Here is a 13,127-nt window from a genome sequence, read left to right as displayed (position 1 = left end):
CAGCCCTTTTTAACAGGATGTCGCTTAAGCGAATCTTAGTTCAGACGCTCTTTAATACGAGCAGACTTACCAGTACGCTCACGCAGGTAGTACAGTTTAGCTTTACGTACAGCACCACGACGTTTAACAGCAATGCTGTCAACTACCGGAGAGTGAGTCTGGAAGACACGCTCAACGCCTTCGCCGTTGGAAATTTTACGAACAGTGAATGCAGAGTGCAGACCGCGGTTACGAATAGCGATAACCACGCCCTCGAATGCCTGCAGACGTTTTTTGGAACCTTCAACAACCCATACTTTCACTTCCACGGTGTCACCTGGACGGAAGGAAGGTACGTCCTGCTTCATCTGCTCTTGTTCAAGTTGCTTAATAATGTTGCTCATAATTTAATCTCTTATCCTGGGTAAACTGATATTCGGGAGCGTATTACGCATTCCCATCATGTTCATGCTGCTGTTGCGCGTGTTCTTTTTTGAACTCGGCCAGCAACTTTGCTTGCTCTTCAGTCAGAGCCAGGTTTTCCAGAAGTTCAGGTCTTCTAAGCCAGGTTCGGCCCAGCGACTGCTTCAAACGCCAGCGACGTATCTCAGCATGGTTTCCTGACAGTAACACCGCCGGTACTTCCATCCCTTCTAACACTTCAGGACGAGTATAGTGTGGACAGTCCAGCAACCCATCAGCAAAGGAATCTTCCGTTGCCGAAGCTTCATGGCCCAGTACACCCGGAATGAACCGGGCAACGGAGTCAATCAGCGTCATCGCTGGTAACTCACCACCGCTGAGTACGTAATCGCCGATAGACCATTCTTCGTCAATCTCGGTTTGAATTACGCGCTCATCTATCCCTTCGTAGCGACCACAGACCAGAATCAATTTTTGATTCGTCGCCAGTTCGCTGACGCCCGCTTGATCAAGCTTGCGTCCCTGAGGTGACAGATAAATCACCTTCGCGCCTTCACCTGCCGCGGCTTTTGCTGTGTGAATGGCGTCCCGTAAGGGTTGCACCATCATTAACATCCCCGGTCCGCCGCCGTAAGGACGATCGTCCACGGTACGGTGCCGGTCATGCGTAAAGTCACGAGGACTCCAGCTCTGGATGTTCAGCAGGCCATTCTTTACTGCCCGGCCAGTTACCCCGTAATCGGTAATCGCGCGGAACATTTCAGGAAACAGGCTAATTATGCCAATCCACATAGCGCCGTCTTTTACCGTTTATCCGGAGAATTTAAAAACCAGGATCCCAATCTACTTCAATCGTTTGAGTAGCGAGATCGACTTTCTTGATAACCTGTCCATCGAGGAACGGAACCAACCGCTCCTTGATGCCAAATGCATCTTTCAGGTTTGCCCTAATGACGAGAACGTCATTTGACCCGGTTTCCATCATGTCGATGACTTTCCCCAGGCTATAACCTTCAGTGGTGACCACCTGGCAATCCATAAGGTCTTTCCAGTAGTAGTCGCCCTCTTCCAGCTGCGGCAACTGCGACGAATCCACGATAATTTCACAATTAGTCAGTGCATTCGCGGCATCACGATCGTCAATGCCTTTCAGCTTGATGATGATGTCCTGATTGTGGTGACGCCAGCTTTCCAGCTCGACCTCTTCCCACTTACCGGCTTTCTGGATAAACCAGGGCTGGTAATTAAAAATGCTATCAGCGTCTTCAGTGGAGGAAAACACTCTGAGCCAACCACGAATACCGTAGCAAGAACCCATTTTGCCCAATACAATCGGTTCAACAGGTGCTTTATTGCTCATCATGACCACCGTGACAGATTAAGCTGCTTTGTTTGCTGCTTTGATCAGCGTAGCAACGCGATCGGAAACAGTAGCGCCCTGGCCAACCCAGTGAGCGATACGATCCAGATCCAGACGGGTTTCTTCTTCAGAACCAGAAGCGATCGGGTTGAAGAAACCAACGCGCTCAATGAAGCGACCGTTGCGTGCATTACGGCTGTCAGTAACAACAACCTGGTAGAACGGACGCTTTTTAGCGCCGTGACGTGCTAAACGAATAGTTACCATAACATCCTCTTGTGTGAATAAAACAACCGGGCCCCATCGAGGAACGGAGCCCGGGTGTCATATTAAAAGCCCGAAAATTTTACTGATTTCTGGGGAAAATGCAATCAGCAGTTAAAACTCTGCTGCAAAACACGTCCAGGGTGTGCTTTTCGGGCACACCCCGGCATTAAAATAGCCAACAGCCAGGCGATTAACGGCCAGGGAATCCTGGCGGCATCATGCCCTTCATGCCACGCATCATCTTCGCCATGCCGCCTTTCTTCATTTTCTTCATCATGCGCTGCATGTCGTCGAACTGTTTCAGAAGGCGGTTTACGTCCTGCACCTGCATGCCGCAACCGGCTGCGATACGGCGTTTGCGGGACCCTTTGATGATGTCCGGGTTAGCACGTTCCTTGAGGGTCATCGAGTTGATGATCGCCTCCATACGCACCAGCACCTTGTCATCCATCTGCGCTTTTACGTTGTCAGGGATCTGGCCCATGCCCGGCAGTTTGCCCATCAGGCTTGCCATGCCGCCCATGTTTTTCATCTGACGCAGCTGCTCAAGGAAATCGGTCAGGTCAAAGCCGTCGCCTTTTTTCAGCTTGCTGGCCAGCTTCTCAGCCTGGGCGCGGTCAACCTTGCTCTCGATATCTTCGATAAGCGACAGCACGTCGCCCATGCCGAGGATACGGGAGGCGATACGGTCCGGGTGGAACGGCTCCAGCGCTTCGGTTTTCTCACCCACACCGAGGAATTTAATCGGCTTGCCGGTGATATGACGAATCGAAAGCGCCGCACCGCCGCGGGCGTCACCGTCCACTTTGGTCAGCACTACGCCGGTTAACGGCAGCGCTTCGTTAAACGCTTTCGCGGTGTTCGCCGCATCCTGACCGGTCATGGCGTCAACAACAAACAGGGTCTCTACCGGATTGATAGCGGCATGCACCTGTTTGATCTCATCCATCATCGCTTCGTCAACGTGCAGACGACCGGCGGTATCCACCAGCAGCACGTCGTAGAATTTCAGCTTCGCCTCTTTCAGCGCCGCGTTAACGATGTCGACAGGCTTCTGGGCAACGTCAGACGGGAAGAAATCCACGCTGACCTGCTGCGCCAGGGTTTCCAGCTGTTTAATCGCCGCCGGGCGATAGACGTCCGCAGAAACGACCAGCACTTTTTTCTTGTGCTTTTCACGCAGGAATTTACCCAGCTTACCCACGCTGGTGGTTTTACCCGCACCCTGCAGGCCCGCCATCAGCACGACGGCCGGTGGCTGTGCCGCCAGGTTAAGCACCTGGTTCTCTTCGCCCATCGCCGAAACCAGTTCGTTACGGACGATTTTGACGAACTCCTGACCCGGGGTCAGGCTCTTGTTAACTTCATGACCAACCGCCTTCTCTTTAACGCGGTTGATAAAATCACGAACAACCGGCAACGCGACGTCTGCTTCCAGCAGCGCCATGCGCACTTCGCGCAGCGTTTCCTTGATGTTGTCTTCGGTAAGGCGTCCGCGGCCGCTGATGTTGCGCAGCGTGCGCGACAAACGATCGGTTAAATTATCAAACATTGTCTCTCGCCTGAGTAGAAACGTTGGGTCGCTGGCAGCGACACATACACAGAATTTTGCCGGAGTATAACATGAAGGCGGCTTTGTTGTTATGCAACGGTTGGAGCAGGCGTCACGTAACGTTATACTGCTTCTCTTTCTTATTAAGACAACTGTCGATGCCTATATGCCTGTTTTCGCACTGATCGCCCTTGTTGCCTACTCTGTCAGCCTCGCGCTGATCATTCCTGGACTGCTGCAAAAAAACAGCGGCTGGCGACGCATGGCTATTCTTTCGGCGGTGATCGCACTGATAAGCCATGCGTTCGCGCTGGAATCGCGCATTATCCCCGGCGATGGCAGCGTACAGAACCTGAGCGTGCTCAACGTCGGCTCGTTGGTCAGCCTGATGATCTGTACGGTGATGACCATTGTCGCCTCTAAAAACCGCGGCTGGCTGCTACTGCCGATTGTGTATGCCTTCGCGCTGATTAACCTGGCCCTGGCCACGTTTATGCCCAATGAGTTTATTACGCATCTGGAAGCGACGCCGGGAATGCTGGTGCATATCGGCCTGTCACTCTTCGCTTACGCAACGCTCATTATCGCCGCGCTCTATGCCATGCAGCTCGCCTGGATTGACTATCAGCTGAAAAACAAAAAGCTGGCCTTTAACCATGAGATGCCGCCGCTGATGGTGATTGAGCGTAAGATGTTCCACATCACGCAGGTCGGTGTCGTGCTGCTGACGTTAACGCTGTGCACGGGCCTGTTTTATATGAAAAACCTGTTCAGCGTGGAGAATATCGATAAAGCGGTCCTCTCCATCATCGCGTGGTTTGTCTATATTGTCCTGTTATGGGGCCATTATCATGAAGGCTGGCGCGGTCGTCGCGTGGTCTGGTTCAACGTCGCGGGCGCGGGCATTCTCACCCTTGCCTATTTTGGCAGCCGCTTCATACAGCAATTTGCTGGCTAAGTAACAAAGGAGTTCCCCCTGGAACACATCTCTACCACCACGCTGATCATTACGCTGATCGTCATGGTGGTCATCTCCGCCTATTTCTCCGGCTCGGAAACCGGCATGATGACCTTAAACCGCTACCGGTTACGTCATCGTGCTAAACAGGGTAACCGTGCCGCCCGTCGCGTCGAAAAACTGCTGCGTCAACCGGATCGTCTGATCAGTCTGGTGCTCATCGGTAACAACCTCGTCAACATTCTTGCCTCTGCGCTCGGTACCATCGTTGGGATGCGCCTGTACGGCAACGCCGGCGTCGCCATTGCCACCGGTGTGCTGACGTTTGTGGTGCTGGTGTTTGCAGAAGTGCTGCCTAAAACCATCGCCGCGCTCTACCCGGAAAAAGTGGCCTACCCCAGCAGCTTCCTGCTGGCACCGCTGCTGATCCTGATGATGCCGCTGGTCTGGTTACTGAACATGGTGACGCGTATTCTGATGCGGATGATCGGTATCAAAGCAGACGTCACCATCAGCAGCGCGCTCAGCAAAGAAGAGCTGCGCACCATCGTGCATGAATCGCGCTCGCAGATCTCCCGGCGTAATCAGGACATGCTGCTGTCGGTACTGGATCTGGAAAAGGTCAGCGTTAACGACATCATGGTGCCGCGTAATGAGATCGTCGGCATTGATATCAATGACGACTGGAAAGCCATCGTCCGCCAGCTGACCCACTCCCCGCACGGGCGTATCGTGCTGTACCGCGACTCTCTGGACGATGCCATCAGCATGCTGCGCGTGCGCGAAGCTTATCGTCTGATGACCGAGAAAAAAGAGTTCACCAAAGAGGTGATGCTCCGCGCCGCCGACGAAATTTATTACGTGCCGGAAGGAACGCCGCTCAGCACCCAGCTGGTGAAGTTCCAGCGTAACAAGAAGAAGGTCGGCCTGGTGGTCAATGAGTACGGGGATATCCAGGGGCTGGTGACGGTTGAAGATATTCTGGAAGAGATTGTCGGGGACTTTACCACCTCAATGTCCCCTTCCCTTGCGGAAGAAGTCACCCCGCAAAACGACGGCTCGGTGCTGATCGACGGTAGCGCGAACATTCGCGAGCTCAATAAAGCCTTTAACTGGCATTTACCGGAAGATGAAGCACGCACCATAAACGGGATGATTCTGGAAGCACTGGAAGAGATCCCGGCGGCGGGCACGCGGGTGCGCATTGAGCAATACGATATTGATATCCTGGACGTGCAGGACAATATGATTAAGCAGGTGAAAGTCCTGCCGGTAAAACCGATTCGGGAAAGTATTGCTGAGTAGAGAGTAGGCCGGGTACGGCGCAAGCCGCCACCCGGCACTACAGATGGCAAATTACGCTTTCGCTTTCGCCACGGTAACCATTGCAGCACGAATGGTACGACCGTTCAGGGTATAACCTTTCTGCATCACGCCAAGCACTTTACCGGCTTCAACGTCTTCTGATTCCACCATCGCAATCGCCTGGTGCACGTTTGGATCCAGCGGAACGTTGGTATCGCCAACCACTTCCACGCCAAACTTACGTACCACATCCAGCATGGATTTCAGCGTCAGTTCGATACCTTCGATCATCGCGGTGTTGTCCGGGTTAGCTTTATCAGCCACTTCCAGTGCGCGATCCAGGCTATCAATCACCGGCAGCAGTTCGTTGATAAATTTCTCCAGCGCAAATTTATGCGCCTTCTCAACGTCCTGCTCGGTACGACGGCGCAGGTTTTCCATTTCCGCCTTGATGCGCAGAACACTGTCGCGTTCGCGATTCTGTGCTTCTACCAGCTGAGCTTCCAGATTCGCAATTTTTTCATCGCGCGGGTCCACCTGCTCAGCAGATGCGTCCGGCTCTACAGCCTCAACATCATCGTGCTGTTCCGTGATAATTTCTTCAGGGGCTTGCCCCTCAGGCGTTTTCTGTTCTTTACTACTCATGAATTTCTCCGCGTTTTTCTGCATTCATATCGCTAACTTCGCTTATTATGGGGATCAGTTTCCGGGATTCAAGGGAACAAGACAGATTGTCATCATTCATCAGGCACAAGGACCTCCAGAAAATGAATAATCATTTCAGGTGTATTGGGATCGTCGGGCATCCGCGTCACCCTACCGCATTGACGACACATGAAATGTTGTATCGCTGGCTGTGTAGCAAAGGCTATGAAGTGATGGTCGAGCAGCAGATTGCCCAGGAGCTGCAGCTGAAGAGTGTCAAAACCGGCACGCTGGCGGAAATTGGCCAGCAGGCGGATCTCGCCGTGGTGGTCGGTGGCGACGGCAATATGCTCGGCGCGGCCCGAACGCTTGCGCGTTATGACATCAAGGTCATTGGTATCAACCGCGGCAATCTCGGCTTTCTGACCGACCTCGATCCGGACAACGCCCAGCAGCAGCTGGCCGACGTGCTGGAAGGTCATTATATCAGCGAAAAACGCTTTTTGCTGGAAGCGCAGGTGTGTCAGCAGGACTGCCAGAAGCGCATCAGCACCGCGATTAACGAAGTAGTGCTCCATCCCGGCAAAGTGGCGCACATGATTGAGTTCGAAGTCTATATCGACGAAATCTTCGCCTTCTCGCAGCGTTCTGACGGGCTGATTATCTCCACGCCGACAGGGTCGACTGCCTACTCGCTCTCTGCGGGTGGCCCGATCCTCACCCCTTCACTGGATGCCATCACTCTGGTGCCGATGTTCCCGCACACGCTCTCCGCGCGTCCGCTGGTGATCAACAGCAGCAGCACCATTCGTCTGCGTTTCTCGCACCGCCGTAACGATCTGGAGATCAGCTGCGACAGCCAGATTGCGCTGCCTATTCAGGAAGGTGAAGATGTTCTCATTCGTCGGTGTGATTACCACCTGAATCTTATTCACCCGAAAGATTACAGCTATTTCAATACATTAAGCTCGAAGCTTGGCTGGTCAAAAAAATTGTTCTGATTTTGCATCCAGTACTTTACTGTATATAAAACCAGTTTATACTGTATGAAAACACAGTCATGGTTTTTCATACAGGAAAACAATTATGCTGGCACAACTGACCATCAGCAACTTTGCCATAGTTCGTGAGCTTGAGATCGATTTCCACAGCGGCATGACGGCGATCACCGGGGAAACCGGTGCGGGTAAATCCATTGCCATAGATGCCCTCGGCTTGTGCCTCGGCGGCCGTGCAGAAGGTGACATGGTGCGCAGGGGCGCAAACCGTGCCGATCTCTGCGCTCGCTTTTCCCTGAAAGATACCCCTGCCGCCCTGCGCTGGCTCGAAGAGAACCAGCTGGAAGACGGACGTGAGTGTTTACTTCGTCGCGTTATCAGCAGCGATGGTCGTTCCCGCGGCTTTATCAACGGCACCGCAGTCCCGCTTTCCCAGCTTCGCGAGCTCGGCCAGTTACTCATTCAGATCCACGGCCAGCACGCGCACCAGCAACTCATTAAACCGGAGCAGCAGAAAGCGCTGCTTGATGGCTATGCTGGTGAGTACGCACTTACTCAGCGCATGGCGGAGCACTATCGCCAGTGGCATCAAAGCTGCCGTGAGCTTGCCCAGCACCAGCAGCAAAGCCAGGAGCGTGCCGCCCGTGCTGAGCTTCTGGAATACCAGCTTAAAGAACTCAACGAATTTAGCCCGCAGGCGGGTGAATTTGAGCTTATCGACGAAGAGTACAAGCGCCTGGCTAACAGCGGTCACCTGCTCTCAACCAGCCAGAATGCCCTTAACATGCTGGCTGACGGTGAAGACGTGAACCTGCAGAGCCAGCTGTATAATGTTCGTCAGCTCATCACCGAGCTGGCCGGCATGGACAGCAAACTCTCTGGCGTACTGGATATGCTGGAAGAGGCCGCGATTCAGATTTCAGAAGCCAGTGACGAACTGCGCCACTACTGTGAACGTCTGGATCTCGACCCGAACCGTCTGTTTGAACTGGAGCAACGCATCTCCCGTCAGATCTCGCTGGCGCGTAAGCACCACGTTACGCCAGAAGAACTGCCTGGCTACTATCAGTCCCTGCTTGATGAACAACAGCAGCTTGACGATCAGGCTGACTCGCTGGAAACCCTGTCACTGGCGGTGAACCTGCACCATGAACAGGCGCTGACGACGGCGAAACAGCTGCATGAGATCCGTCAACATTACGCCCAGGAACTGAGCCAGCACATCACCGACAGCATGCACACGCTGGCGATGCCGCACGGCGTATTCACCATCGATGTCCGTTTCGAAGAGAACCATCTGACGGCGGAAGGTGCGGACCGTATCGAATTCCGCGTCACCACCAACCCGGGGCAGCCGTTGCAGCCCATCTCTAAAGTGGCTTCCGGCGGTGAACTGTCGCGTATCGCGCTGGCGATTCAGGTGATTACCGCACGTAAAATGGAAACCCCGGCGCTGATTTTCGATGAAGTAGACGTGGGGATCAGCGGCCCTACGGCGGCGGTCGTCGGCAAACTGTTGCGCCAGTTGGGTGAATCAACGCAGGTCATGTGTGTTACCCACCTGCCGCAGGTGGCCGGGTGTGGTCATCATCACTTTATCGTCAGCAAAGAAACTGACGGTGAAATGACAGAAACGCATATGAAGCCACTGGATAAACGCGCACGTCTGCAGGAGCTGGCACGCCTGCTGGGCGGCAGTGAAGTCACGCGAAATACGCTCGCGAACGCGAAAGAACTGCTGGCGGCATAAACTTTTTCGGGATCTCAGGGTCATAGAGAACAACAAAAACGCCGCCAGACCGGTTTCAAAGTGGGGCAAGGTCTATTATCATCGGCATATAACATATGAGCCGCGTTCTGCTCGGGCCCGAAAAGGAATCAAATCACTATGCGTTGTAAAATGCTGACCGCTGCCGCAGCGGTTCTTCTGATGTTGACCGCAGGCTGTTCCACTCTGGAGAAAGTGGTTTACCGTCCTGACATCAACCAGGGGAACTACCTTACCCCTAACGATGTGTCCAAAATCCGTGTGGGGATGACACAACAGCAGGTCGCTTATGCACTTGGAACCCCAATGATGTCCGATCCGTTCGGCACAAACACCTGGTTCTATGTATTCCGTCAGCAGCCGGGCCATGAAGACGCGTCCCAGCAGACCCTGACGCTGACCTTCAGCAGCGCCGGTGTGTTGACTAACATCGACAACAAGCCTGCCCTGACCAAATAATCAGGTGTCAGAGATGCAAAAAGGTGCTCAATGAGCACCTTTTTTGTTTTCCTTCATCCCCCTCGCCCCTTTGAGATCAGGCTTAAGGTGAAGAGCGAACTACTTACCCGATTTCTCCGCACGCTGGCGACGCAGCTCTTTCGGGTCGGCAATCAGCGGGCGATAAATTTCGACCCTGTCACCCTCATTCACCACATCAGTCAGTTTGACCGGACGGCTGTAAATGCCGACTTTATTTTTCGCCAGGTCGATGTCACGACGAAGCTCAAGGATGCCAGAAGCGCGAATAGCCGCCTCAACGGTCGCACCTTCGTCCAGCATCACACGCTGCAGATATTGCTTCTCCGGCAGCGCATACACCACCTCGACAGCTATCTTATGCGACACTGTAAACCTCTTTGGCGCGGGTCGTGAACGCCTGAACCATATTCGAGGCCAGCTCTTTAAAGATGCGGCCAAACGCCAGCTCAATCAGTTTATTGGTAAACTCAAAGTCCAGCTGGAACTCGATGCGACAGGCATCAGCGCTGAGGGGGGTAAACTTCCAGCCACCCATCAGGGTTTTAAACGGACCATCTACCAGATGCATCAAAATACTCTGATTGCTCGTCAGCGTATTGCGGGTGGTGAACGTCTTGCTGATCCCCGCTTTGGAGACATCGACCGCCGCCGTCATCTGCGTCGGGCCAGACTCCAGCACTCGGCTCCCGGTACATCCCGGAATAAACTCTGGATAAGACTGAACGTCGTTCACTAACTGATACATTTGTTCCGCGCTGTATGGAACAAGCGCAGTACGGCTAATCTGAGGCATAGCATTTCCCATGGTCACACAACCGACAAATAATAACATTTATCACCTGTTAAAAAAACGCTAAGCCTCATCTCGTGCTAATATAGCGCGTTAGACCTCACAGGACGCAATGAGGTGACTTTTTGAAATCAGATTACCGATGGCTTTACGATACTTATGACGAAGAAAAAAGCACATAAACCAGGCTCGGCGACCATTGCGCTCAACAAGCGTGCTCGCCACGAGTATTTTATTGAAGAAGAATTCGAAGCTGGCCTTGCATTGCAGGGCTGGGAAGTAAAATCGCTGCGCGCCGGGAAAGCCAACATCGGTGATAGCTATGTGATCCTGAAAGATGGCGAAGCCTTCCTGTTCGGTGCCAACTTCACGCCGCTGACCGTCGCCTCGTCACACTACGTGTGTGACCCAACGCGTACCCGTAAGCTGCTGTTGAACAAGCGCGAACTGGAGTCCCTTTATGGGCGCATTAACCGTGAAGGCTTCACCGTGGTTGCCCTGTCGCTGTACTGGAAAAATGCCTGGTGCAAAGTGAAAGTTGGCGTCGCGAAGGGTAAAAAACAGCACGACAAACGTACCGATCTGAAAGAGCGCGAATGGCAGCTCGACAAAGCACGTATTATGAAAAACGCAGGACGTTGATTCTGCGCACTTATTGTACTATTCAATAAGTTAGCGTTCCGGGCTGGTATCCAGGATGTAAAATCTGGTATACTCAGTTCAACACTATTGGGGCTGATTCTGGATTCGACGGGATTTGCGAAACCCAAGGTGCATGCCGAGGGGCGGTTTGCCTCGTAAAAAGCCGCAAAAAAATAGTCGCAAACGACGAAAACTACGCTTTAGCAGCTTAATAACCTGCTCTGAGCCCTCTCTCCCTAGCTTCCGCTCTTAAGACGGGGATTCAAGAGAGGTCAAACCCAAAAGAGATCGCGTGGAAGCCCTGCCTGGGGTTGAAGCGTTAAAACTAATCAGGCTAGTACGTTAGTGGCGTGTTTGTTCGCAGCTGGCGTGCGAATGTAAAGACAAACTAAGCATGTAGTACCGAGGATGTAGAAATTTCGGACGCGGGTTCAACTCCCGCCAGCTCCACCAAAATTCTCCATCGGTGATTACCAGAGTCATCCGATGAAGTCCTAAGAGCCCGCACGGCGCAAGCCCTGCGGGCTTTTTTGTGCCCTCATTTTGTCCCGCGAAGTCTGATGCCGACTAATTAAATCCGAACCTTTTAGGCACCTTGTTAGGCACCTCATAAAGCTTTATTGTTTTTGAGGTGCCTAAAACTATGGAAACCCGGCAATGGCAAGACAAACCAAACCTCTATCCGTTAAAGAAATTGAATCTGCTAAGCCCAAGGAAGCGGACTACGTTCTCTATGATGGTGATGGCCTTGAGCTACTAATCAAATCCAGCGGAAGTAAAATCTGGCAGTTTCGCTACATTCGCCCTGTCACTAAGAAACGTGCGAAGAAGAGCATAGGCCCCTACCCGTCAGTTACCCTTGCCGATGCCCGAAACTATCGGGCAGAGTCCCGCTCTCTTCTGGCGAAACAAATTGATCCCCAGGAACATCAGCAGGAACAACTGCGCAGTTCAATTGAAGCCAAAACCAATACTTTCCAGCTCGTAGCTGAACGTTGGTGGAATGTGAAGAAAGCAAGCGTGACAGCGGACTATGCAGAAGATATCTGGCGCTCTCTTGAGAGAGATGTCTTTCCTGCAATTGGGGACGTTAGCGTTACAGATATTAAAGCTCACACACTGGTTCAGGCCGTTCAACCTGTTCAGGCCAGAGGAGCACTGGAAACCGTTCGTCGACTGTGCCAACGCATTAATGAGGTCATGATCTATGCCCAAAACACAGGGCTGATTGATGCTGTTCCCAGTGTCAACATTGGCAAGGCATTTGAGAAGCCGCAGAAGAAGAATATGCCAAGTATTCGCCCGGATCAGTTGCCTCAGTTGATGCAAACGATGCGAACAGCCAGCATTAGCCTTTCAACACGCTGCTTGTTCATGTGGCAACTTCTTACTATCACCCGTCCCGCCGAAGCGGCTGAAGCTCGCTGGGATGAAGTAGACCTAGAAGCCCGAGAATGGAAGATTCCTGCAGCACGCATGAAAATGAACCGCGACCATACTGTTCCATTGTCAGATGAAGCAATTGCGATACTGGAGATGATGAAGCCGTTAAGTGGAAATCGAGAATTTATCTTTCCCAGCCGCATCAAGCCAAACCAGCCGATGAACAGTCAAACCGTTAACGCATCGCTTAAACGCGCAGGTTTTGGTGGGGTGCTCGTTTCACACGGTTTGCGATCTATTGCCAGTACAGCTCTCAACGAGCAAGGTTTTCCGCCTGATGTGATTGAGGCAGCACTTGCTCATGTGGATAAGAATGAGGTTCGGCGTGCTTATAACCGCAGCGATTACCTGGAGCAACGACGTCCAATGATGCAATGGTGGGCTGATTTTGTGATGGCTGCGGATCGTGGAAGTATGATTGAGGGAGGTACGAAAGGAATGCGTTTAGCGGGATGACGGATAATTAATGACAGTTCCCACTTTAGTAGTGGCCAGATGAGAATTTATATTTCAAGCG

Annotated in this window: 15 protein-coding genes and 1 other RNA gene; 8 read left to right on the top strand and 8 right to left on the bottom strand. The window is 52.7% G+C overall.

Annotated features, from left to right (window positions below; translation table 11 throughout):
• Positions 1 to 35 precede the first annotated feature (35 nt).
• The 5 genes from rplS to ffh form a co-directional block, all read right to left on the bottom strand.
• Complete coding sequence (rplS, locus tag BH714_RS22815; RefSeq protein WP_002914145.1) at positions 36 to 383, bottom strand: 50S ribosomal protein L19; 348 nt, start codon at positions 381 to 383, stop codon at positions 36 to 38.
• A 43-nt stretch (positions 384 to 426) separates the two neighbouring features.
• Positions 427 to 1,194 (bottom strand): tRNA (guanosine(37)-N1)-methyltransferase TrmD, encoded by a 768-nt coding sequence (gene trmD / locus BH714_RS22810; protein WP_014171247.1) that lies wholly within the window; start codon positions 1,192 to 1,194, stop codon positions 427 to 429.
• 31 nt (positions 1,195 to 1,225) lie between these two features.
• Entirely contained in the window at positions 1,226 to 1,765 is a 540-nt protein-coding gene (gene rimM, locus BH714_RS22805; RefSeq protein WP_040018986.1) for a ribosome maturation factor RimM, read from the bottom strand.
• Positions 1,766 to 1,780: 15 nt separating this feature from the next.
• The gene (gene rpsP, locus BH714_RS22800) at positions 1,781 to 2,029 is read right to left on the bottom strand and encodes a 30S ribosomal protein S16 (RefSeq protein WP_014171249.1); all 249 of its coding nucleotides are present in this window, start codon (positions 2,027 to 2,029) and stop codon (positions 1,781 to 1,783) included.
• A 190-nt stretch (positions 2,030 to 2,219) separates the two neighbouring features.
• Complete coding sequence (gene ffh, locus BH714_RS22795; protein WP_014171250.1) at positions 2,220 to 3,581, bottom strand: signal recognition particle protein; 1,362 nt, start codon at positions 3,579 to 3,581, stop codon at positions 2,220 to 2,222.
• A gap of 166 nt (positions 3,582 to 3,747) precedes the next feature.
• On the opposite strand from ffh, the gene BH714_RS22790 reads away from it, so the two are divergent.
• Positions 3,748 to 4,539 carry a cytochrome C assembly family protein gene (locus BH714_RS22790; protein WP_003863130.1) on the top strand — a complete coding sequence of 264 codons (792 nt, stop codon included), beginning with the start codon at positions 3,748 to 3,750 and terminating at the stop codon, positions 4,537 to 4,539.
• Positions 4,540 to 4,557: 18 nt separating this feature from the next.
• Positions 4,558 to 5,844, top strand: a complete 1,287-nt coding sequence (locus BH714_RS22785; protein WP_040018985.1) for an HlyC/CorC family transporter — start codon at positions 4,558 to 4,560, stop codon at positions 5,842 to 5,844.
• 51 nt (positions 5,845 to 5,895) lie between these two features.
• Here the strand turns inward: BH714_RS22785 and grpE are convergent, their stop codons facing one another.
• Entirely contained in the window at positions 5,896 to 6,489 is a 594-nt protein-coding gene (gene grpE / locus BH714_RS22780) for a nucleotide exchange factor GrpE (RefSeq protein ID WP_020883911.1), read from the bottom strand.
• 122 nt (positions 6,490 to 6,611) lie between these two features.
• On the opposite strand from grpE, the gene nadK reads away from it, so the two are divergent.
• The 3 genes from nadK (at position 6,612) to bamE (ending at position 9,714) form a co-directional block, all read left to right on the top strand.
• On the top strand, positions 6,612 to 7,490 hold the full coding sequence (gene nadK, locus BH714_RS22770; RefSeq protein WP_020883909.1) for an NAD(+) kinase: 879 nt from the start codon (positions 6,612 to 6,614) through the stop codon (positions 7,488 to 7,490).
• 85 nt (positions 7,491 to 7,575) lie between these two features.
• Complete coding sequence (gene recN, locus BH714_RS22765; protein ID WP_020883908.1) at positions 7,576 to 9,237, top strand: DNA repair protein RecN; 1,662 nt, start codon at positions 7,576 to 7,578, stop codon at positions 9,235 to 9,237.
• Positions 9,238 to 9,375: 138 nt separating this feature from the next.
• A complete protein-coding gene (gene bamE / locus BH714_RS22760) occupies positions 9,376 to 9,714 on the top strand; it encodes an outer membrane protein assembly factor BamE (protein ID WP_014171256.1) in 339 nt (112 codons plus the stop codon).
• A gap of 99 nt (positions 9,715 to 9,813) precedes the next feature.
• On the opposite strand, the gene BH714_RS22755 is transcribed toward bamE, so the two are convergent.
• Together BH714_RS22755 and BH714_RS22750 are read right to left on the bottom strand one after the other, a co-directional pair.
• Positions 9,814 to 10,101, bottom strand: coding sequence for an RnfH family protein (locus BH714_RS22755; RefSeq protein WP_040018984.1), 288 nt, complete (start codon positions 10,099 to 10,101; stop codon positions 9,814 to 9,816).
• A complete protein-coding gene (locus BH714_RS22750; RefSeq protein WP_024908332.1) occupies positions 10,091 to 10,528 on the bottom strand; it encodes a type II toxin-antitoxin system RatA family toxin in 438 nt (145 codons plus the stop codon). Before BH714_RS22750 ends, BH714_RS22755 begins: the two co-directional genes overlap by 11 nt.
• Before the next feature lie 156 nt (positions 10,529 to 10,684).
• Here BH714_RS22750 and smpB point away from each other — a divergent pair, with 156 nt between their 5' ends.
• The 3 genes from smpB to BH714_RS22735 all read left to right on the top strand — a co-directional run bounded on the left by smpB (position 10,685) and on the right by BH714_RS22735 (position 13,066).
• Positions 10,685 to 11,167 carry an SsrA-binding protein SmpB gene (gene smpB / locus BH714_RS22745; protein WP_008502505.1) on the top strand — a complete coding sequence of 161 codons (483 nt, stop codon included), beginning with the start codon at positions 10,685 to 10,687 and terminating at the stop codon, positions 11,165 to 11,167.
• Between the two features lie 89 nt (positions 11,168 to 11,256).
• Positions 11,257 to 11,620, top strand: a transfer-messenger RNA (tmRNA) gene (gene ssrA / locus BH714_RS22740).
• A gap of 204 nt (positions 11,621 to 11,824) precedes the next feature.
• Positions 11,825 to 13,066, top strand: a complete 1,242-nt coding sequence (locus BH714_RS22735; protein ID WP_040018983.1) for an integrase — start codon at positions 11,825 to 11,827, stop codon at positions 13,064 to 13,066.
• The last annotated feature ends 61 nt before the right edge of the window (positions 13,067 to 13,127 follow it).

This window comes from Enterobacter ludwigii (genome assembly GCF_001750725.1).
Classification (GTDB): domain Bacteria; phylum Pseudomonadota; class Gammaproteobacteria; order Enterobacterales; family Enterobacteriaceae; genus Enterobacter; species Enterobacter ludwigii.
The sequence above is the reverse complement of the archived record's forward strand: the minus strand, read 5'-3'. Positions and strand labels throughout refer to the sequence as shown.